Below are 22,610 nucleotides of genomic sequence, written 5' to 3' on the forward strand. Positions count from 1 at the left end.
GGTTTCGCAGATTGTTAACGGATAATTTCAGGATAATTCATCGCGCAGAGAAAATAGTAAGCTGAATTTATCCGTTTGTCCACTATCAGGCAAGTGGAGGATCAGGAAATAATGGTATGAAAATTCGGAGCGCGCGCTTAAAACTTGTAGTTCCTCACAGATTGCCCTATACTTGTTTTTTCTTTTATACAGAGAGCACAACAGCATTGCCTGGTGAGGAAGCGTTGTGTTGGTAACCGGTAACCGATAGTATAGTTCAAATGGACGCGTTCTGGCTTTCGCTTGTTATGATCTTTCTGGCCGAGCTTGGCGATAAAACCCAGCTTGTTGCCCTGACTCTGGCAACCTGCTATAAGACCGGTGTGGTGCTCTGGGGTATTTTCTGGGCGACTCTTGCCGTTCATGTTTTTTCCGCTGGAATCGGCTGGTTTATTGGCGGGAGTCTGCCGGTTGACTGGATTAAATTTCTTGCCGGAATTGCTTTTATCGTATTCGGCTTCTGGACCCTCAAAGGCGATACGCTCGATGATGATGAGAAGAGCTGCAAAACGGGTATTAACCCCTTCTGGCTGGTGTTCTCTACATTTTTCATGGCGGAGCTCGGTGACAAAACCATGCTCTCCACCATTACGCTTGCTTCCACGAATCCCTTTATTCCTGTCTGGCTCGGATCCACGATCGGAATGGTTATTTCCGATGGTCTCGCTATTATAATAGGAAAAATGCTCGGGACACGGCTTCCGGAACACATCATCAAAATCGGGGCTGCGGTCATCTTTTTTCTCTTCGGCATTATCAATATGTTCGATGGCGGTTCACGGTTCAGCCTCATTATCTGGGCGTTATCAGCTCTGCTTATCGCGATCACCGGTTACCTCTTTTTGCGTAAACCGGCTGATGTGGTTGCATAATTCATGAATGGGGTGTGTCTATTGAGCCAAATTGCAGATTTCCGACAGCAACAATGAATCCACTGCTTGAAATCAGGAAGCTCTCTTTTGGTTATGAGGGCTCTCAATCCCCTGTTTTTGACGCTCTTGATCTCACGGTTCGGACTGGTGATTTTATTCTGGTCAAGGGGGCTTCCGGAACAGGAAAATCAACACTGCTGCGTCTTATCTGCCGATTGAACCGTCCTGATGGAGGCACTATTCTCTTTCAGGGGAGCGATATCAGCTCGGTTGCCCCGGCAAAGCTCCGGAGCCTGATCAGCTATGTGGCCCAGATTCCGCAGATGATTGACGCTTCAGTCGAGGAGAATCTGCTTTTGCCCTTTTCGTTTGCTGCAAATGCATCCAAATCCCCTCCCCGCCGTGATGAGCTGAGAGCAATGCTCCGGAAGTTCTATCTCGAAGAGGTAACTCCCGATCAATCAGCGCTGAAACTCTCTGTGGGGCAGAAACAGCGGCTGGCGATTATGAGAGCCCTGTTGCAGGAGCCGCTTCTTCTGCTGCTTGATGAGCCGACCTCCGCACTTGACCGGGAGAGCGCCTCAATGGTCTTTGCCCTTATGGAGCATCTGAATGTTGAGGAGGGGAAAACCCTGATTACGGTCACCCACACTGACTACAAACCGGAAAAAGTTCAACCTCTGAACTATATGCTTGAACAACACCGTCTCCATTTACTGCCATGAACCGGATTGTTGACATTTCGACCGCTCAACTGCTTCTGGCACTGCTCTTTATCCTTATAGCCCAGGCAAGTTCATTCATCTATCATCTCGGTTTGAACCGCGATATCACCATAGGCACCATCCGTACCTTTTCGCAGCTCTTTCTTATGGGCTATGTGCTGACGTTTATCCTGAAATCCTCCAGCCTGTGGCTGGTGATTTCGGTGTTTGTGGTTATGGTTGTCTCTGCGTTGTTTATTGTAAAGGGCCGGGTGAAGGAGACGCAGATCGCCTATATCATCCCGACATTTCTGACCATGTTCATCAGCTATTTTGCGACAGCACTCTTTGTTTCGGGGCTGATTGTCGGTATAACCCCATGGTGGGATCCAAGGTATTTTATTCCTGCCGGAGGGATGGTGATCGGAAACTCCATGTCGGCGCTGGCTATTGCTCTTGAACGGCTGTTCAGGGATCTTCGTGAGGAGAGAGAGCTTGTTGAGATGAAACTCGCTCTTGGAGCAGATTACCGTGAAGCAAGCGATGATATTTTCAGAAAAGCGATCCGGGCAGGCATGATTCCATCCATCAATGCCATGATGGGGGTCGGACTTGTTTTTATTCCCGGAATGATGTCGGGCCAGATCCTGGCAGGAACCGACCCGCTTATTGCAATTCGCTACCAGATTGTTGTTATGCTGATGCTGGTGGGTTCAACGGCGGTAACCTCCGTCGTGGTGATGCTCATAGTCCGGCGCCGTTGTTTCGGAAGCGGGGAAGAGGTCTTACTGACCCCCCGCTGAACGCACAGCAGCCTCTCTTTGGACAAGATAGATGGTGATACCGGCAATCATCATGAAAAAGCAGAGTACCTGTCCCATGGAAAAATTAAAGAGTACAAAGCCGAGCTGTGCATCCGGCTCCCGGAAGTATTCGATAAAAAACCGGAAAAATCCATATCCGAACAGATAGATGGCCGAGAGAAACCCCGGAAACGGAGATTTTTTTCGAAGCAGCCAGAGTATGATAAACAGTACGATGCCTTCAAAAAATGCTTCATAGAGCTGTGATGGATGGCGCAGTTCATAGGTTGGTGCAAGCGGGAAATACATCCCCACTGCGGCATCAGTCACCCGTCCGTAGAGTTCTCCGTTGATGAAGTTTCCGATGCGCCCGAAGGTGTAGCCGAGCGGAACAGCGGGAATGAGCAGATCAAAGGTTTTGAAAAAACCGGTTTTCTGTGAACGGCTGAAAAGCAGGAGAGCAAGAACAACCCCGATCACACCTCCATGATAGGACATCCCGGTGACGCCCGTGAATCGGCATCCGCCGGGTGCAGGAATCCACGGGATTACGGTGCCGAGCGGATCTGAGAGAAAGGAGTCCATCCCGTAGAACAGGATATAGCCCAGTCGTCCGCCTAAAACAACACCTCCCATAGCCCAGGTGAGGGCATCGCCGACAAAGGAACGGTCGAAAGGAAGCTTTTCACTTGCAAGACGATATCGGGTAAGCAGATAGACTATTGCGAAGGCGATGACATACATCATGCCATACCAGCGGACGGCAAAACTTCCCGAAGAGAAGAGCACAGGGTTCATCTGTGCCGGAAGATTCTGCCACCAGAGTGATAAATCGTTCATAAAGCTGAATGTTTCAATGAATTTCAGGTAAAAAAAGTCCCGGGTCTATTGGATCGAAAAAAAATATAGTTAACTTTTAATCTTGCGCATTTTCTGTATTTCTACCCATTAACATACAAATACCGATAAGTATGGCTAAGATACTTGAAGGGCCAGCCATGAAACTATTCAACAAATGGGGCATTCCTGTGCCAAATTATGTTGTGATCATGGACCCCAACCGCCTTGCCCAACTTGGGGAAGCTAATAAATGGCTGAGAGAATCAAAACTCGTTGTTAAAGCTCATGAAGCAATCGGCGGGAGGTTCAAGCTTGGACTGGTAAAGCTTGGGCTCAACCTTGAACAGGCCCTTGAAGCAGCACAGGAGATGATTGGCCGTGAAATCGGTACTTCGGTTATCCGTCAGGTCATTGTTGCTGAAATGCTTGATCATGATGAAGAGTACTATCTCTCAATTGCAGGTAACCGTGATGGAGCAGAGCTGCTCCTTTCCAACAAGGGCGGTGTGGACATCGAAGATAACTGGGATACTGTCAAGCGACTCTTCATTCCCCTTGATGAGAACCCGACTATCGAAGAGATTACTGAAGTTGCCCATCAGGCCGGTTTTACCGGAGAGGTTGCCGAGCGTGTTGCAAAAATCGCTTCACGTCTTATTCTCTGTTTTGATAATGAAGATTCGCAGTCAATCGAGATCAATCCGCTGGTCATTCGCAAAAGTGATATGCGCTTTGCTGCTCTTGATGCGGTCATGAACGTTGACTGGGATGCCCGTTTCCGTCATGCTGACTGGGATTTCAAGCCGGTTTCTGAAATCGGCAGGCCCTTTACTGAAGCCGAGCAGCAGATCATGGATATTGATGCCCGTATCAAGGGCTCGGTAAAGCTGGTCGAGGTTCCCGGTGGTGATGTTGCCCTTCTGACAGCCGGTGGCGGCGCTTCGGTTTTCTATTCCGACGCAGTTGTGGCCAGAGGAGGCACTATTGCCAATTATGCCGAATACTCCGGTGATCCGCCGGACTGGGCAGTAGAGGCTCTGACTGAAACTATCTGCAGGCTTCCGAATATCAAGCATATTATTGTCGGCGGCGCAATTGCCAATTTCACTGATGTCAAGGCGACCTTCAGCGGTATCATCAACGGGTTCCGTGAGAGCAAATCGAAAGGATACCTTGAGAATGTGAAAATCTGGGTGCGTCGTGGCGGACCGAATGAAAATCAGGGACTTGCCGCCATCAAAAAGCTGCAGGAAGAGGGATTTGATATCCATGTCTACGACCGCAGCATGCCGATGACCGATATCGTCGATCTTGCCCTGAATTCATAAGGTGTGCTTTCCGCAGGAAAGCCTAAAGAGAAACTTCTAATTATTAACCGGAAAGAATCGTGAGCATTTTAGCAAATAAGGAAACACGAGCGGTCATCATAGGCGGTGTTGCCGGATTGAATGCCGCCAGGCGTATGGCCCAGTTCGACTTTCTGATCAACCGGCCTTTGACAGTCCAGGCTTTTGTCTACCCGCCTGAAGAGGGCCAGCAGAAAGAGATATATCGCGGTGGTGAGCTCAATAACGTTACCGTCTATTCATCGCTTGAACAGGCGCTTGAGGAAAACCCTCAAATCAATACAGCACTGATCTATATCGGCTCATCGAGAGCTTATCAGTCAGCCAAGGAGGCTCTTGATGCAAAAGGGATCAAGCTTGTCTCCATGATCACGGAAGGCGTGCCGGAAAAAGATGCCAAACGGCTGCGCAAGTATGCGCTTGAGACGGGCAAGATTTTCAACGGCCCATCCTCAATCGGTATCCTTTCTGCCGGCGAGTGCCGTCTCGGAGTTATCGGTGGCGAGTACAAAAACCTGAAACTTTGTAACCTCTATCGCTCTGGTTCTTTCGGCGTTATTACAAAGTCGGGCGGACTCTCCAACGAGGCGATGTGGCTCTGCGCCCAGAACGGTAACGGTGTCACAACAGCCGTTGCAATCGGCGGTGACTCCTATCCGGGAACGGACTTTGTCACCTACCTTGAGATGTTTGAAAATGATCCAGAAACCAAGGCGGTTGTTATTGTCGGCGAAGTCGGCGGTACGCTTGAAGAGGAGGCTGCAGATTGGCTCGGAGCTGAAGTGCGCCGCATCAAGGTTATTGCCGCAATCGGCGGAACCTGTCAGGAGGTGCTTCCCCAGGGTATGAAATTCGGTCATGCAGGAGCCAAGGAGGGCAAGAAGGGTCTTGGCTCTGCACGCTCCAAAATGAACGCACTTCGTGATGCCGGCGCTGTTGTGCCGGATACGTTCGGCGGACTCAGCAAAGCCATCAAGCAGGTCTATCAGGAGCTGCTTGCAAGCGGAGCGATCAAGCCGGAACCGGAACTCGATGAAAAACTTCTTCCGGCACTTCCTCCAAGTGTTCAGGAGGTCATGAAGCAGGGTGAGGTTATCGTTGAGCCGCTTATTCGTACCACCATCTCCGATGATCGTGGAGAAGAGCCCCGTTATGTCGGTTATGCCGCTTCCGAACTCTGTGAGAAAGGGTATGGTATTGAGGATGTTATCGGTCTTCTCTGGAACAAGAAACTTCCCTCCAAAGAGGAGTCGGAGATCATCAAGCGTATCATCATGATCTCTGCCGACCACGGCCCGGCGGTCTCCGGAGCATTCGGTTCCATTATTGCCGCATGTGCCGGAATTGATCTTCCTCAGGCTGTATCGGCCGGTATGACCATGATCGGCCCCCGATTCGGCGGAGCCGTGACCAATGCCGGTAAATATTTCAAGTATGGCGTCAAGGAGTATCCCAACGATATTTCCGGCTTCCTCTCCTGGATGAAGCAGAATGTCGGTCCGGTTCCAGGTATCGGCCACAGGGTTAAGAGCCTCAAGAATCCGGACAAAAGGGTTAAGTATCTGGTTGACTACGTTAAAAACCATACAACCCTGCACACTCCATGTCTTGACTATGCGCTCGAAGTGGAGAAGGTTACCACCGCTAAAAAGGATAATCTTATCCTCAACGTTGATGGTACCATCGGCTGTATTCTTGTTGACCTTGATTTCCCGGAGTACTCACTGAACGGCTTCTTCGTCCTTGCCCGTACAATCGGTATGATCGGGCACTGGATTGATCAGAACAATCAGAACTCACGTCTTATCAGACTCTACGATTACCTGATTAACTATGCAGTAAAAGAAGAGCGCGAAGTGCCGGAAAAAAAATAAGCCGCTTCGTTGTCAAGAGTTGAGATGTTCAATTCTGAAAGCGAAGTAAGCCTTCTGAAAACGCAGAAAAGCGGAATCAACCCTGATTCCGCTTTTCTGCGTTTTACCCGTTATTATTTTTGCCATCCTGTTTACGGTCACTTCACCGTTCATGCCCGATTGTAATGCACGGGTAACCCTCTTCTTATCCGGAATACATGAGACGAATATGAGACAGGTATGAGACAAATACGCTTATTTTCCCGAGTGATCTGCACTGTTGAAGTGTTCACGGTGTTTTCTGTGAAATCCCTGTTGGAAATATTTTTAAGTAACTATAGATAAGTAAGATATGGTTTATGCTGGTGGACTTTTGCTTTTGTTGTTTCGTTGGCTGGCAGGGAAAAATAGGGAGAATATCTTCTTTTGATCCCTTGGGCTGATGCCTGTACGTGTCTTGATTTGTGTCGCAATATGCCTCATATTGAGACAGTTATTGCTGTCGAGACACTCCCGGGGGGATGGAGAAGTGCTGAAATAGTGATGGCCCGGCCTGTAGGCCGCGAATTTCGGGCTTGCCGGTGATGGTTTCTCTCTGATAATTTGAGTGGCCCGCTATTTGCACATAAATTTAGAAGTTAAAAGTGATTTTAATTCGCTGATAAATGGTGTGTTTTCGGTGGCGGTTTGCCCTGACACCATCTCGTCAAGCTGACGTTATTACAATGTTCTGTTTGAACAAAAACCGGAGGATCTTTTGTGATGAAATTATCGGAACGATATAATCTTCATTACGATAAGCACGTATTGTGTCGCGCAGTCGCCATTGCCATAGGTTCAATATCGCTGCTCTTATCTTCAGTTCCTCTTTTTGCAAATCCCATTCCCGATGCCGGAAGTATTTTGCGCGATCAACAGAATCAGATGCAGAACCTTCCTCAATTGCCTTTTTCCGCTCCGGTAAAGGAAGCGCTCCCTTCGGATGAAAGTACCCTGCGTGTCAGTGTTAAGGCTTTTGTTTTTTCGGGTTATGAGGGTCTTGCAAGTGAAGCCGAGCTTCAGGCAGTTGTTGCGGGAGCTGTCGGCAAAAATCTCTCATTCGCTGAGCTGTCAGGGGAGGCGGAGAAGGTTACAGCGTATCTCAAGCAGAAGGGGTGGTTTCTTGCGCGGGCATATCTGCCCAAACAGGATGTCACCATGGGTACTATTGAAATTGCCGTTACTCCGGGTAAAAGTGACGGAAACCTTACCATAAACCGCGACAAAGAGGTAAGAATATCCGATAAAAAACTTCGAGGCTTTGTCAAGAGCGCTCTGGAGGAAGGCAAGCCGATCAATGAGCGTGCGCTTGAGCGTTCGGTGCTGCTCATCAGCGATCTGCCGGGTATCTCAGCCCGCGCCTCCCTTGCTCCAGGTACCATGACCGGCACCAGTGGAGTTGAGCTTGCAGTAGCTGAAGGTCCTGTGTTTTCAGGATCAATCTGGAGTGATAACCAGGGCAACCTCTACACCGGTGAGTGGAGAGCCAACTCCATGTTCACTTTTAATGACCCTTTCTGCTGCGGTGACCAGGTAACCTTACTGCTGACAGAGGGAGAACGACTGCGTCAGGGACGTGTCGGCTATCTCTTTCCCATTGGTTATGACGGACTCAAGGGAAATCTCGCCTACACCGCTATGAACTACGAGCTTGGAAGTGATCTCCTGATCCTTCAATATGGTGGTAAGAGCAGCAGTATTGACGCTGGTTTGAGTTATCCGATGCGCCGGAGCAGGGCGGGAAATATCATAACGAGCATCTCGTACAGCAACAAGTCACTTATCGACAGTCAATACGAAATTGAACTCCATCACAAGCGGGTAAACAGTGTGCTCTTTACGACCAACGCAGACCATTACGATACGATTTTAGGCGGAGGATACAGCAGCCTGAATATAGCAGTGACTGCCGGAACAGTGCATGAAGCCAACCAGCAAGCTGCCGCCGCCGCGTCAAACAGGAGCGAAGGCCGTTATGCCCGTTTGAATGTTACCGTTATGCGCCAGCAGCGTTTGACAGAGAAGATCAATCTCAATGTTTCTGTGAGTGGCCAGAGAGCCGATGACCTGCTTGACAGCAGCGAAAAATTCTCCCTTGGAGGGCCAAACGGTGTTCGGGCCTATCCCATCAGTGAGGCTTCAGGTGATGAAGGCGAGCTGCTGAATGCTGAGATCCGATATTCACCTGCAGTCCCGAAGGGGTGGGGAAGTCTTCAGTTCAGCGGGTTCTATGATGCCGGACATATCAGACTCCAGAAGCATGAGGTGGAGATTCCGGCTACAGCGACCAATCTGAACAGTTACTGGCTTCGTGGAGCCGGATTCGGTATCAGTTACGCTATTGACGGGAGATTGACTCTGCGAGGAAGCTGGGCATGGGTGATCGGAGATAATCCAGGAAGAAGCGTTGCCGGAAATAACGCGGACGGCAGGAGTGACAAGAGTCGGATGTGGCTTATGGCACTCTTCTCCTTTTAGCAAAGCGCGTTAGCTCGTGAGACGCAAAGTTGCAGTATTTCTTTTCGCTATCCATATTTTATTCTTTTAAGCCTTTAATTTTAACAAGTAAGCAGAGCTGAACCACTCATTGACCTCTTTGGTCGTGAAAAGCAGCAGACAGATTGTACACAAGAGCAGCTGTTAACCAGATAAACCAACAATAAAAATGGAAAAAAATATACCCCTTGAGAATCTGCCACTGTTTTACAGTCGTCCGATTCCGCTTAACAGGGAGGCGCATGCATCATTGACCGTGAGCCCGAGTCCGGAAGGATACCGGTATGCCGCATCAGCCCGGACTGTTTTGCTTGCAACGGCAGAATTTTTTGATGCCGGACGTTTCTATCCGATTATTTTCAGCAATACCTCCGACAATGTCATTCTTCCTGTCGCACTTTTGGGGCTTGAGGAGAATGAAAACCTTTTTGTGGATGATGAAGGTGCCTGGCAAGGCCACTATATACCGGCATACATCAGACGTTACCCGTTCATTACCACGGACGGTACGGAGGGGCAGACCACCGTCTGTTTTGACGAGGATTTTGACGGCTTCAATCTGGAAGGCGGCCTTCCGCTTTTTGAGGATGGAGAGCCTGCACCGAAAATGCTTGAAATCCAGGCTTTTCTTCAGGACTATCTTCTTCAGATGGATCGGGCTCGGCAGTTCGGCGCCCAGCTTGCCGAATACGGATTGATCAGAGCGGTTGATCTGCAGGCTACTCCAACAGAAGGGAGCCCTATTGCACTCAATGGCCTGCTTGTGGTTGATGAGGAGAAGCTTGCACAGCTTTCAGATAGCGAAGTAACAAAATTGTTCCGCAGCGGCGCACTGGCGCTGATTCATGCGCATCTGCTCTCCCTGCGCAACGTTGATGCTCTTGTGGAGCGAAAGGTTCAGGGAGCGCAACGCTGAATAAAACAGAAGAGGTTATAACATGTTGTGTAAGGTTGCATCGAGATAACCGACAGTGAACAGGGTTTTCAACATCATCTGGTCGAAATCGAAGGAGCGGTGGATAGTCGTTTCCGAGAAGGTCAAGACCAGTGGCGGTGTGCCCAAATCAAGGCTTAAAAGTCTTGCGGTTCTCATCGCGCTGTTTGCCTCCGCAGAGCGGGCCTATGCCCTTGATCCCGGCTCCCTCCCTTCGGGCGGTGTGATCACCTCCGGGGAGGGAACCATTACCACCAGCGGCACTCAGTTGACCGTTAACCAGTCAACACCGCAGATGATTGCGAACTGGCAGAGCTTCAACATCGGAGCCGATGCCGGAGTGCGTTTCAACCAGCCCAACAGCTCTTCAGCAGTTCTCAACCGTATCACCGACCAGAACCCCACACAGATCATGGGTTCGCTCTCGGCCAACGGCCGGGTATTCCTGCTCAATCCCTCGGGTATCATCTTCGGCAGCACAGCGAGGGTAGATGTCGGCGGGCTGGTGGCATCGTCGCTCAATATGCTTGACAGCGACTTCCTTTCCGGCAGGTACAGATTCAGCAACAGCGGCAGTGCCGGTCATGTTATCAATCAGGGAACTATAACGGCGATGCCAGGCGGCGTGGTGGCGCTGATCGCACCCAAAGTAACCAACGAGGGGAGCGTTTCGGCCCCAGGAGGAAGCGTGGCCCTGGCCGGTGGCAATCAGGTCTCCCTTGATTTCCATGGAGACGGACTCATCACCCTTACGGTGGATCAGGGTGCGGTTGACGCCCTCGCTGAGAACAAGGGATTGATCAAGGCTGATGGAGGCCGGGTGATCATGACGGCCAAAGCGGCCGATGCCCTGGTTCAGTCGGTGGTGAACAACAGCGGAATTATTGAGGCAAGAAGCCTGCAGGCGAGAGGCGGCAGGATTATTCTTGACGCCGAGGGCGGCATGACAATGATAGCCGGCAAAGTGGATGCATCCTCACCCGACGGAAAGGGTGGGTCGGTGATTGCTACGGGAGATCGTGTTCTGGTGAAGGATGGAGCACACCTCACCGCCTCAGGCGCAACCGGCGGAGGAGAGGTGCTTGTTGGTGGAAGCTGGCAGAACAGCGACCCGCAGGTTCGTCAGGCGACCGGCACCATTGTTGAGCAGGGAGCCCTGCTTGAAGCGAGTGCCATCGACACCGGCAATGGCGGCACCGTGGTAGCGTGGTCGGACGTGACCAATCCGAACTCCTTCACCCGGGCATACGGCACCTTTGAGGCGAAGGGCGGAGCAAACGGTGGTGACGGCGGCAGGATGGAGACCTCAGGGCATCAGGTAGAGATCACCTCTTCTCACATTGACGCGGGTTCCCCTCATGGATCAGGCGGTATCTGGTTGATTGATCCCTACAACTATACAATCGATGCAACCGCAGCGACAACAATTGTTACTTCACTGAATTCGGGTACCAGTGTTACCATTGATACGGCAAATTCTGGCGGGCCAGGCGAAATTGGAAGCGGTACCGGAAACATTACTGTAGATAGTGCCATTTCGACAGGTACGGAAACCGGAACCAGGACACTGACGCTGACGGCAGACGGGAGCATTGTGGTCAATGCAGCCATCGGTAATACCACAGGCACCCTTGATCTGACACTGAACGCCAATGGCGGTTCGATCAGTGGTAACGGCGCTATCAGCGGCACAGGTACGACCACCTTCAATGTCGGCAGTAGCAGTGGCACATACAGCGGCATCATCAGCAAGACAACTCTTGTCAAATCGGGTCCAGGAACGCTGACGCTTGGTGCAGATAACTCCTATACAGGTCAGACAACGATCAGCGCCGGCACGCTGGAATTGGATGCAACCGGCAAGATAGCGAACAGTTCCCACGTCTCGAACAATGGAACGTTCACCATAGCCGCCGACAAAACAATCGATTCAATCTCTGGCGGGGGGGCAACCACCCTTGGTAGTTATATCCTCACGATTGGCGACGGGACCAACAGTTCGTCAGCATACAACGGGGTGATCTCCGGCAGTGGAGGAATCAACAAGGCTGGTACAGGCGTGCTGCTGCTCATGGGTACGAATACCTACAGCGGCGGGACAACGCTGACATCGGGGACACTCTCCCTTGGCTCTTCAGGTGCTATCGGCAGTACAGGTGCCATTACTTTTAGTGGCGGTACACTCCAGTATACCGCAAGCAATACAACCGATTACTCTGGTCGGTTTAGCAATGAAGCAAGCCAGTCATACAAGGTTGATACCAACGGTCAGGATGTCACCCTCGCCAGTGTACTGAGCAGCAGTGGAGGAACTCTGACCAAATCGGGTTCGGGTACGCTGACACTCTCCGGAGTGAACAACTACACCGGAGTGACTACTGTCAGTGCCGGAACCTTGAAGCTCGGAGCTGCAGGCGATGCAACGAATACACCGCTCGGTACCATTGATGGAGCAACAAGCATCATCTCCGGCGCAACCCTTGACCTGAACGGTTTTACACTCGGTACGGCTGAAGGATTGACGCTTAATGGAACGGGTGTCGGGGGCACAGCGGGAGCCCTGACCAACAGCTCCGGGTCAGCGGCAACATACAGTGGTCTGATCACCCTCGGCAGTGCCAGCAGCATTTTTTCCAGCAACGGTGATATCATTATCTCCAATTCCGGTACGATAACGGGTGGGACACGCACTTTGACGCTTGGGGGTACAGCTTCAGGCAGCTCTATTTCAAGCATAATAGGGAATTCTACCGGAGGTGTTACCAAGACAGGTTCCGGAACATGGACGCTCTCCGGTAACAGTACCTTCGCCGGACTGACAACCATCAGTGAAGGAACCCTGAGGCTTGGATCTGCGGGAAGCGGAGCAAATACGCCGCTTGGTACAACCGGAAACAGAACAGTTGTTGCAGAAGGAGCAACCCTCGACCTGAACGGCTTCTCGCTCGCTACGGCTGAAGCACTGACGCTTAATGGAACGGGTGTCGGGGGCACAGCGGGAGCCCTGACCAACAGCTCCGGGACAGCGGCAACCTACAGCGGTCTGATCACGCTGGGAAGTGCGAGCAGTATTGTTGCGAACAACGGCAATCTTATCCTCTCCAATGCAGGTACGATAACAGGTGCGACTTTCGGACTGACCCTTGGAGGCAGCAATACAGGCAGTTCTCTTGCCAGCATCATCGGTACAGGAGCCGGGACGCTGACCAAGGCGGGTGCCGGCACCTGGACCCTTGGGGGCATCAATACCTATACCGGTCTGACAACGATCAGTGGAGGAACCCTGTCGCTCAATGCAACGGGCACGATAGACTTGAGCTCCGGAGTGTCGAACGGAGGGCAGTTCACTATTGCCGCAGCCAAGACGATCGATTCGATGACAGGATCGGGGGGTACAGCCCTTGGAGCGAACACCCTGACGATTGGTGATGCAAGCAATACCTCAGCATCATACTCGGGAGTGATTTCCGGGGCGGGGGGCGGTATCACAAAGGCCGGAACAGGCACGCTGACATTATCTGGAGAGAATACCTATACAGGCCTTACCACGGTGAGTGCCGGAACCTTGAAGCTTGGAGCAGCAGGCGATGCGACGAATACACCACTTGGCACCGTAGCTGGCGGGACAACCATTACTGCCGGTGCGACCCTTGACTTGAGCGGTTACACGCTTGGCATATCTGAAGCTCTTACACTCAACGGAACGGGTATTTCGGGTGGCGGGGCTTTGTCGAACAGCTCTGCGACATCGGCAACCTACAGCGGCCTCGTCACACTCGGAAGTGCAAGCAGCATTGTTTCGAACAGTGGTGATATTATTCTCTCAAATACCGGAACGATTACCGTCTCCTCCGGACCGGGATACGGTCTGACCCTTGGCGGCACATCTGCAGGGAGCACTCTGGCAAGCATCATCGGAACCGGTAACAGCGGGACACTGACCAAGGAGGGAAGCGGAATCTGGAGATTGACGGGTGGCAACATTTATGCGGATATAACCAGCATCAATGACGGGGAGATTATTCTCAGTGGTAATGGACAAATATTTTCAGCGCAGAATACGGCTATAACGGTTAATACCGGCGCACGCCTGACACTTGACAATACGGAGTCAGGAACGAATATTGACCGAATTCACAATAATAAACCGATTACGCTTGCAGGCGGGGAACTACTCTACAAGGGCAGCAACTCGATAGCGGTCGACGAAACGATTCTTTCCCTGACGCTCTCCTCCGGAGCTTCAACCGTTACCCTCAACTCCGGTACAGGGGGTGGTACTTCGTTAACTTTTGGCAGTATCTCCAGAATTGCCGGTGCAACGGTGCTCTTTCGTGGAACAAACCTTGGTGCCGCTGCAGCCGCAGCAGGGAATACCAATCTCATCTTCACAGATGCATCGGGATTGACTCTTTCCGGTTCAAATGCAGGTCAGACTACAAGAGCGATAGTTCCTTATGCAATAGGCGATAGTAACCCAGGAGGCGCAGGCACTGACTTTGTGACATATAACTGGAATTCTGGTGGCAATACTACCAATACTTTTGGAATAAGGCCGCTGGTTGCAACTGAGTATGCAACTACTGCGACTGACGGTGTTAATCTGAAAATCGCATCAAGTGCATCACCCAATGCGAGTTATACCATCAACTCCCTGCTTCTGACCGGAGGCTCCACCTATACAATCGGTTCCGGAGGAGGAGCCAAAACGCTGACCATTTCATCCGGTTCGATTTTTTCTGCATCCGGAGTCGCAAATATCATTACAGGAACCACTACCCCTGACTTACTGACGTTCGGCGCTGAAGGTAAAATATTCTCAGTCGGTGATCTGACACTCAGTAATGCTGTTGCTTCAGGAAGTGCAGGTCTGACCAAATCGGGTTCAGGTACATTTACCCTTTCGAGTGTCAGTACCTATTCCGGTACGACCACACTCAATGCCGGCAGGCTGGCGCTTGGAGCTGCTCTTCCCAATACAGCGGTGACAGTTAACGGGCGTGGAGCTGTATTGGATATCGGCACAATAGCTCATACTGTTGGAGCGGTTACGCTGAATAATGGTACCATATCGGGTACGGGCACGCTCAACGGCACGGCATTCACCATTGATAATCTGTATGGAACAGCGACAATCTCCGCCATTCTGACCGGATCGGGAACACTGACCAAGTCCGGAGTCGGAACAGTGACACTCTCCGGAGCGAACACCTATACCGGAGCGACAACCATCAATGCAGGGACTTTGCAGGCAGCTCATGCAACAGCGATGGGTTCAACTGCTGCCGGTACGACCGTGATTTCAGGTGCAACACTTGATATCAATGATGTGGCGATCGGGGATGAGGTGTTGACTCTCAGGGGTATCGGTGTACTTGGTGCGGGAGCACTTACGGGTTCCGGTACAGCCTCATTGTCTGGAAACGTGGTGATGGATACTTCGACGCCGACGATAGGCGGCAGCGGAGTTCTTACGCTCAGCGGGGTGGTTTCCGGTACAGGCACGCTTACCAAGGTCGGAACCGGCACATTGCTACTGTCGGGAGCTAACTCAAGCTATGCTCAAACAATCACTGTCAGTTCAGGAACACTCAGAGCATCCCATGCTTCGGCATTGGGTACGACGGCTGCTGGTACTACCGTGCTTGCCGGGGCAACCCTCGACATTAATAATGTTGCGATCCTTGCAGAGGGTTTGACCCTTGACGGTACTGGGGTCGGCGGCGCAGGAGCGCTTACCGGTACCGGTACGGCGTCACTCTCAGGCGCCATATCACTGGGAACATCAACCCCGACTATAGGGGGAGCCGGGATCCTTACCCTGAGTGGCGTGATTTCCGGAACCGGAAGAACCCTCACCAAGGTTGGGGCCGGTACCTTGATTCTTTCAGGTGCGGGTAACAACACATACACCGGTGAAACGACAATAAGCGAAGGGACTTTGCGGGCCTCTAAAGCTGTAGCATTGGGTACGACAGCGGCAGGCACCATTGTGCGTGCCGGGGCAACCCTCGACATCAATAATGTTGCGATCGGCGCAGAAGGTTTGACCCTTGACGGAACAGGCGTCGGTGGCGCAGGAGCGCTTACCGGTACCGGCGGAGCCTCACTTTCAGGTGCTATATCACTGGGTGCGAACACTCCGACTGTTGGGGGAGCAGGAACCCTCACCCTGAGTGGCGTGATTTCCGGAACAGGAAGATCGCTCACCAAGGTTGGGGCCGGTACCTTGACCCTTTCTGGCAGTAACACCTATACCGGAGCAACGACGATAAGCGGTGGTACGTTGCAGGCATCCAATGCGTCAGCTTTGGGTACGAACTCTGCCGTAACCCTGTCAAACACCGCAAACGTTTCGTTGAGTGTTAACAATACACTTCAGATAGGTTCTCTTGCCGGTGGCGGTTCAAATGGTGGGAATGTGACGATCGGTAGCGGTGTGCTGCTCACTATTGGTGGTGACAACTCCGACACGGCTTATGAGGGAGTGATTTCCGGTGGTGGTATAACCAAGACCGGCACCGGAACGCTGACCCTTGGCGGCCAGAACACCTTTACCGGAGGGGTTCGGATCAATCAGGGTACCCTGAGTGTCGGAACAATCGGCGATGGTGGTGAAGCAGGAAATCTTGGAGCTGCAGGTTCAAGTGCAACTTTACTTCAACTTGGTGGGGGCACGCTGCAATACACAGGCACGACGGCTTCAACGAATCGTAGTTTTACCATAACGAATGGAACGATCTCCTCAATTGCCGTAACAAATGCCGGGACAAACCTGACCGTGACAGGTAACTCAGGCAGTTCCATTTCTACCGGAGGATTGACCAAACTCGGCAGCGGCACATTGACAATGTCAGGTTCAAACAACTACTCAGGCTTGACGACGATCAGTGAAGGGACAATGAAGCTTGGCACGCAAGGCTCATCTGTTTCTTCGACACCATTGGGTAACATGGGTGGAGGAACGGTGGTTCTGGCCGGAGCAACACTTGACCTTAATGGCTTTACACTATCTTCATCCGAAGCCCTGACACTCAACGGCACCGGAGTCGGAGGTGCGGGAGCGCTGATCAACAGCTCAGGGACAGCAGCAACCTACGGCGGGTTGATCACGCTGGGCAGTTCAAGCACTATTGTTTCGAACGGCAGTATTATACTCTCCAATACCGGTACGATCACCGGTGCAGGATTTGGCTTGACGCTTGGCGGCACCGGCAGTGCGAGCAGTCTGGCAGGCATTATCGGAACCGGTGCAGGCAGTCTGAGCAAGGAGGGGAGCGGTACCTGGTCTCTGTCAGGAACAAATACCTATTCCGGATCGACTACTATCACAGCAGGAACGCTGAAGCTGGATGGCAGCGGCACCCTGGGATCAGGCAGCTACGCCAGTAATATCCTTAACAGTGGAGCGTTTGTTGTCAACAGCAGTTCAGCTCAAACACTTTCGGGTATTGTCAGCGGAACCGGCACACTGACCAAATCGGGGACAGGCACCTTGACGCTGTCGGGCACGAACACCTATGACGGCGGCACGACGATAAGCACGGGAACGCTCATTGCAAGTAATGCGCAGGCGCTTGGCACAGCCGGTACCTTGACGATGGCAGGAAGTACGACGCTGTCAGCAACGGAAAATCTCAATCTTGGCACACGAGGCGTAACGCTGACGGGAAGTTCGACACTGAATGTTGCAGAAACAAAGACGCTGACAGCAGGCGGAGTGATAACCGATGGAGATGGAAGTTTCGGATTGACGAAGAGTGGATCCGGAACGCTGACGCTGTCGGGCACGAACACCTATGACGGCGGCACGACGATAAGCGCCGGAACGCTCATTGCAAGTAATGCACAGGCGCTTGGCACAGCGGGGAGCTTGACGATGGCAGGAAGTACGACGCTGTCGGCAACGGAAAATCTCAATCTTGGCACACGAGGCGTAACGCTGACGGGAAGTTCGACACTGAATGTTGCAGAAACGAAGACGCTGACAGCAGGCGGAGTGATAACCGATGGAGATGGAAGTTTCGGATTGACGAAGAGCGGAGCAGGAACGTTGACGCTGTCGGGCACGAACACCTATGATGGCGGCACGACGGTAAGCGGTGGAGTGCTCTCGATAGGGGAAGATCGGAACCTTGGAAATGCACCGGGTTTATTGACGTCAAACAGCCTGAAAATCAACGCTGGAACACTTGCGACAAGAAACAGCTTTACCCTTAACACACTCCGTGGTATCACATTGACGGGTGCAGGAACGCTTGATACGGCGACTGGCACAACACTGACGTATGGCGGCGTGATAACCGATGGAGGCAGCAGTTTCGGATTGACGAAGAGCGGAGCAGGAACGTTGACGCTGTCGGGCACGAACACATACACAGGCGGTACGACAGTAAGCACGGGAACGCTGTCGATAGGAGCAGGTGGAGCGAGCGGCTCGATATCCGACACCGGAACGTTGAGCAATTCGGGAGCAGTAGTGTTCAATCGTTCGGATGACTTTACGTACAGTGGAAAAATAAGTGGCGCCGGAAGCTTGACGAAGAGTGGTAACGGAACGTTGACCCTGTCAGGTACGACGAGTGATTACACTGGAGCGGTGACGGTAAGCGTAGGCACGTTGAAACTCGGTCATGTTTCGGCGCTGGGCACAACAGCAGGCGGGGTGACGGTATCAAATACCGCGACGCTGGATCTGAACGGCATATCGATAGGAGATGAAGCGCTGACACTGAACGGCCTTGGTGTCGGTGGCACAGCAGGAGCTCTGACCAACAGCTCCATAACAGCATCGACCTATAGCGGCCTTATATCGCTCGCCAGTGGAAGCCGTATTGTATCGAACACTGGCACCGCACTTACTTTGAGTGGCACCATCAATGGCGGATATGCGCTCGGTATCAACGGATCAGGCAGTGTGACGCTTGGCGGTACGATTGGAAACTCCACGTCATTGGCATCGTTCACCGGTGATGCAGCTACAACACTTGTCATTAATGGTGCATCAATAACAACGACAGGAAATCAGACCTATAATGGTGATACCACTTTCGGAAGAGCAGCAGGCACAGCACTGACAACAACATCAAACGGTAGTATTACCTCGACAGGAGCAAACGGAAAGATGACGGCTACCGCGGGTTCGCTTTCGTTAGCTGCCAACGGTACCGGAGATATTGATTTCAGCAATGTTTTGAATGACTTTTCCATCGTTACGGTGACGGATGCAGATGCCGTTTCGCTCGTTGATAAAGACGACCTGACGGTTTCCGGTATTGCAGCATCAGGAACTGTTGATGTGTCGACCCAGAGTGGAGATTTGACACTGACGGGCAATCTCTCCACGACGGATGGCTCGGCAACGGCAATCAGGCTGAACGCCGGAAAATCTGCGACGGCAGGTGCATCGGTCGGGACTGATACGGGAGGCAACATTATCGTCACTGGTTCGCCGTCGATAACGGTCGGAGCAGGAGGTGTCGCATCCTTCTATACAGGAAGCATCTCCGGAAGTACCGGTTTGAGCGCATTCATCGGAACGGGAACAGGCCGTTTCCGCTACAACAGCGATGAATCGGCATCGAATTATACGACTGTTCTTGCTGCGGGCAAGAACGCCATCTACCGTGAGAAGCCGACAGTCACCGTTACGGCTGCCAATGAAACGATTACCTATGGCACTGCACCAACTCTCGACTACACCATCAGTGGAGAACAAAACAGTGATACGAAAGCACAGGCGTTATCAGGCGGATTAAGCGTATCCGGTTCCACCTCTTCATCCGGCAAATATACAGCAGGTACTCATACCATCGGTCAGTCCGGATTGACCAGTCTGCTTGGATATGGCATCTCCTATGTTTCAAAAACACTGACGGTCGATCAGAAGCAGCTCCAGGTAACGGCGATCGGCGACGGAAGTTCGACCTACGGAAACTCGCTTGTATATGGTGCGGTGATGGATAACAGGATCACCGGAGATGTGCTTGATGTGACGCGAACGCTGGTAAATGCATCGTTGAGTACAAGCGGCAACACAAAAGTCGGCAGTTACAAGCAGAAAGCAAGCGGCATAACAGGAACGGATTCCGCGAACTACAGCTGGGGAGGTGACTTCACGACGGCCACGGAAAACTATGCGATCAGCCGTGCGAACCTGACGGTGAGTGGCCTGAGTGCATCGAACAAGGTCTATGATGCAACGACCACGGCAACGCTGACAGGAACAGCGAGGGTAACTCCGATTGGCAGCGATGTGGTGACGCTTGGCGGCACACCAACAGGAGCCTTTGCAGACAAGAATGTTGGAACCGGAAAAACAGTGACGGTGACAGGCAGCACCATAAGCGGAGCGGATGCAGCAAACTACAACCTGCTTCAGCAGAGCGCTCTGAATGCCGAAATCAGCCGGGCTAATCTGACGGTGAGCGGCCTGAGTGCATCGAACAAGGTCTATGATGCAACGACTACGGCAACGCTGACGGGCACAGCGAGGGTAACTCCACTTGGCAGCGATGTGGTGACGCTTGGCGGCACACCAACAGGAGCCTTTGCAGACAAGAATATTGGAACCGGAAAAGAAGTGACGGTGACAGGCAGCACCATAAGCGGAGCGGATGCAGCAAACTACAACCTGTTGCAGCAGAGCGCTCTGAGTGCTGAAATCAGCCGCGCGAACCTGACGGTGAGCGGCCTGACGGCATCGAACAAGGTTTATGATGCAACGACCACGGCAACGCTGAGGGGCACAGCGAAGGTGACTCCGCTTGGCAGCGATGTGGTGACGCTCGGCGGTACTCCGGCAGGAACCTTTGCAGACAGGAATGTTGGTACCGGAAAGAGTGTGACGGTGACAGGCAGCACCATAAGCGGAGCGGATGCAGCAAACTACAACCTGCAGCAGCAGAGTGGTCTGACGGCTGATATCAGTGAAGCACCCGTGACAGATACAGAAAGTAAAACCACATCAGAGACAGTTCTGCCGATTATTACGACAACTCCCGCATCGCCCGCAGGCACAACACTGTCAAGCCTGATGCCCCCAAATCCAATAACTACGACGGCTCCGGCTTCAAGTGCATCAATAACGGTTGCGCCCTTAACCATTACCAATACACAGGCAGTCGCTCCGGTCGGCAGTTCAATCGAGTTCGCCCCGGTTATGAACCTTGATAACCTGTCTGATATGAAGAGTGGTGATGTCAGCAGCACCGTAGCAATGACAACCGGAGGGGGCATAACTTCGGATATCAGCCAGGCAACTCTTCCTGTTACCGGATCATCTTCCGGAAGTGAGATGCAGAAACCGTTTACCGGAGTGATCAATGTTTTTCTTGGCGGAAAGCTGGTTCGTCAAACAGCAAATGCGGTCATTCCTCTTCCGGATGAGATTAAAACCGGTCTTACACAGGGTGTTGGCGGTGAGCGGGTTACCTTGCTCAACGGTTCCCAGCTGCCTTCATGGATAAGCTACAATTCGGGAACCCGCACCTTCAAGATCTTAAATGCTCCGAGTGAAACCTTCCATATCAAGGTTCGGGTCCAGGATCAATCCCGGAGCTGGGTGGTGGATATTGCGAGCAATAAATCCAGTACATGAACACTTTCCCGTTTAGGGGTAACTCTATCTTTTAATGATGCATAAGGTCATATATGTAACTGGCGGGGCGAGAAGCGGCAAAAGTACCTTTGCCCTGCAACTGGCAAACGGATACCGGAACAGGGTTTTCGTTGCGACAGCTGAACCCTTTGATGAAGAGATGCAGCGTCGTATCGGCAAACATCAGGAGGAGCGGTCGAACCGGTTTATGACGATAGAGGAGCCGCTTTTTCCCCAGCGTGCATTACAGAATCTGACGGAAGGAATCGATCTGGTGCTGCTTGACTGCCTGACGGTGTGGACGGCAAATCTGATGCACCATCTTGTCGATCAACATGCGATTGATGAGCAGATCGCTCTTTTTTTTGATGCTCTCAGCAAGCCCCCCTGCGATATTATTCTTGTGTCCAATGAGGTCGGTATGGGTATCGTACCCGATAATGCCATGTCCCGACAGTTTCGGGATTTAGCCGGGATCATAAACCAGAAGGCCGCCAATATTGCCACCGAGGCATGGCTGCTTTGCAGCGGCCTCTCCCTTCGTCTGAAGTAGACGCTTCTGTTATCAGGCGACATAGCGCAATCATTGAGAGCAACCCGCCTGTTTCAGTTGATTGATTGGCTAAAGGTTTGCTGTTTGGTAAATCAGGAGCTTTTTGAGCGGTACATGAGACAATAGTGAGACAAATATGAGAACTATCCATTCCGGTGTATACGCATACTATCTGTCGGTAACCTATCGAAGAACTATCAGGGACAGACTGTGTAGTACAGGCGTTTATGTACAAAAAAACAGATAAATAAGATTATTTATTCTTGTCGGCTTTTCCCCTGCCCTCTACTGCTATCGGGACAATAATACCTGCTCTGAACTATTTCCGAACCCCTTTTGTCCGATTCTCCAAATATCGGAAAACGTATCACTCTATGCTCATTCTCGTACGGGTTGTCTCATTTTGAGTCACCAAAGGTATTCCATCGAGCATGAGGATATCCGGTTAAACGACATAACCTGCGCAACAGATTGAATGATAGTGATATAGAGATTTCTCTCCTGTTTGAGTAAGTCGGAATGGCGTGATATT

The 22,610-nt window shown here is 51.8% G+C and carries 11 protein-coding genes; 9 read left to right on the forward strand and 2 right to left on the reverse strand.

What is annotated here, in order from left to right:
- Positions 1-260 precede the first annotated feature (260 nt).
- Genes CFERDRAFT_RS04405 through CFERDRAFT_RS04415 form a run of 3 tightly spaced genes read left to right on the forward strand, consistent with a single transcriptional unit; the run spans position 261 to position 2,418 of the window.
- A complete protein-coding gene (locus CFERDRAFT_RS04405) occupies positions 261-911 on the forward strand; it encodes a TMEM165/GDT1 family protein (protein ID WP_006366007.1) in 651 nt (216 codons plus the stop codon).
- A 53-nt stretch (positions 912-964) separates the two neighbouring features.
- Positions 965-1,636, forward strand: a complete 672-nt coding sequence (locus tag CFERDRAFT_RS04410) for an ABC transporter ATP-binding protein (RefSeq protein ID WP_006366008.1) — start codon at positions 965-967, stop codon at positions 1,634-1,636.
- Positions 1,633-2,418: an ABC transporter permease gene (locus tag CFERDRAFT_RS04415; protein WP_006366010.1), complete on the forward strand. Its 786-nt coding sequence runs from the start codon at positions 1,633-1,635 to the stop codon at positions 2,416-2,418. Before CFERDRAFT_RS04410 ends, CFERDRAFT_RS04415 begins: the two co-directional genes overlap by 4 nt.
- On the opposite strand, the gene lgt is transcribed toward CFERDRAFT_RS04415, so the two are convergent.
- Positions 2,401-3,258, reverse strand: coding sequence for a prolipoprotein diacylglyceryl transferase (lgt, locus tag CFERDRAFT_RS04420; protein WP_006366009.1), 858 nt, complete (start codon positions 3,256-3,258; stop codon positions 2,401-2,403). The two genes, CFERDRAFT_RS04415 and lgt, sit on opposite strands and share 18 nt — an antisense overlap.
- A 131-nt stretch (positions 3,259-3,389) precedes the next feature.
- Between lgt and CFERDRAFT_RS04425 the strand changes: the two genes are divergently transcribed.
- Together CFERDRAFT_RS04425 and CFERDRAFT_RS04430 are read left to right on the forward strand one after the other, a co-directional pair.
- On the forward strand, positions 3,390-4,586 hold the full coding sequence (locus tag CFERDRAFT_RS04425) for an ATP citrate lyase citrate-binding domain-containing protein (RefSeq protein ID WP_006366011.1): 1,197 nt from the start codon (positions 3,390-3,392) through the stop codon (positions 4,584-4,586).
- Positions 4,587-4,645: 59 nt separating this feature from the next.
- Positions 4,646-6,478, forward strand: a complete 1,833-nt coding sequence (locus tag CFERDRAFT_RS04430; protein WP_006366012.1) for a citrate/2-methylcitrate synthase — start codon at positions 4,646-4,648, stop codon at positions 6,476-6,478.
- Positions 6,479-6,490: 12 nt separating this feature from the next.
- Here the strand turns inward: CFERDRAFT_RS04430 and CFERDRAFT_RS12320 are convergent, their stop codons facing one another.
- On the reverse strand, positions 6,491-6,631 hold the full coding sequence (locus CFERDRAFT_RS12320; protein WP_156777992.1) for a hypothetical protein: 141 nt from the start codon (positions 6,629-6,631) through the stop codon (positions 6,491-6,493).
- A gap of 750 nt (positions 6,632-7,381) precedes the next feature.
- On the opposite strand from CFERDRAFT_RS12320, the gene CFERDRAFT_RS04435 reads away from it, so the two are divergent.
- The 4 genes from CFERDRAFT_RS04435 to cobU all read left to right on the forward strand — a co-directional run bounded on the left by CFERDRAFT_RS04435 (position 7,382) and on the right by cobU (position 22,078).
- The gene (locus CFERDRAFT_RS04435) at positions 7,382-8,974 is read left to right on the forward strand and encodes a ShlB/FhaC/HecB family hemolysin secretion/activation protein (RefSeq protein ID WP_040433135.1); all 1,593 of its coding nucleotides are present in this window, start codon (positions 7,382-7,384) and stop codon (positions 8,972-8,974) included.
- Positions 8,975-9,161: 187 nt separating this feature from the next.
- Positions 9,162-9,908 (forward strand): SapC family protein, encoded by a 747-nt coding sequence (locus CFERDRAFT_RS04440; protein ID WP_006366015.1) that lies wholly within the window; start codon positions 9,162-9,164, stop codon positions 9,906-9,908.
- Between the two features lie 55 nt (positions 9,909-9,963).
- Positions 9,964-21,525, forward strand: coding sequence for an autotransporter-associated beta strand repeat-containing protein (locus CFERDRAFT_RS12325; protein ID WP_006366017.1), 11,562 nt, complete (start codon positions 9,964-9,966; stop codon positions 21,523-21,525).
- Between the two features lie 37 nt (positions 21,526-21,562).
- Positions 21,563-22,078, forward strand: a complete 516-nt coding sequence (gene cobU, locus CFERDRAFT_RS04450; RefSeq protein WP_040433148.1) for a bifunctional adenosylcobinamide kinase/adenosylcobinamide-phosphate guanylyltransferase — start codon at positions 21,563-21,565, stop codon at positions 22,076-22,078.
- Positions 22,079-22,610: the final 532 nt, after the last annotated feature.

The sequence above is a fragment of the Chlorobium ferrooxidans DSM 13031 genome (assembly GCF_000168715.1).
Classification (GTDB): Bacteria; Bacteroidota; Chlorobiia; order Chlorobiales; family Chlorobiaceae; genus Chlorobium; species Chlorobium ferrooxidans.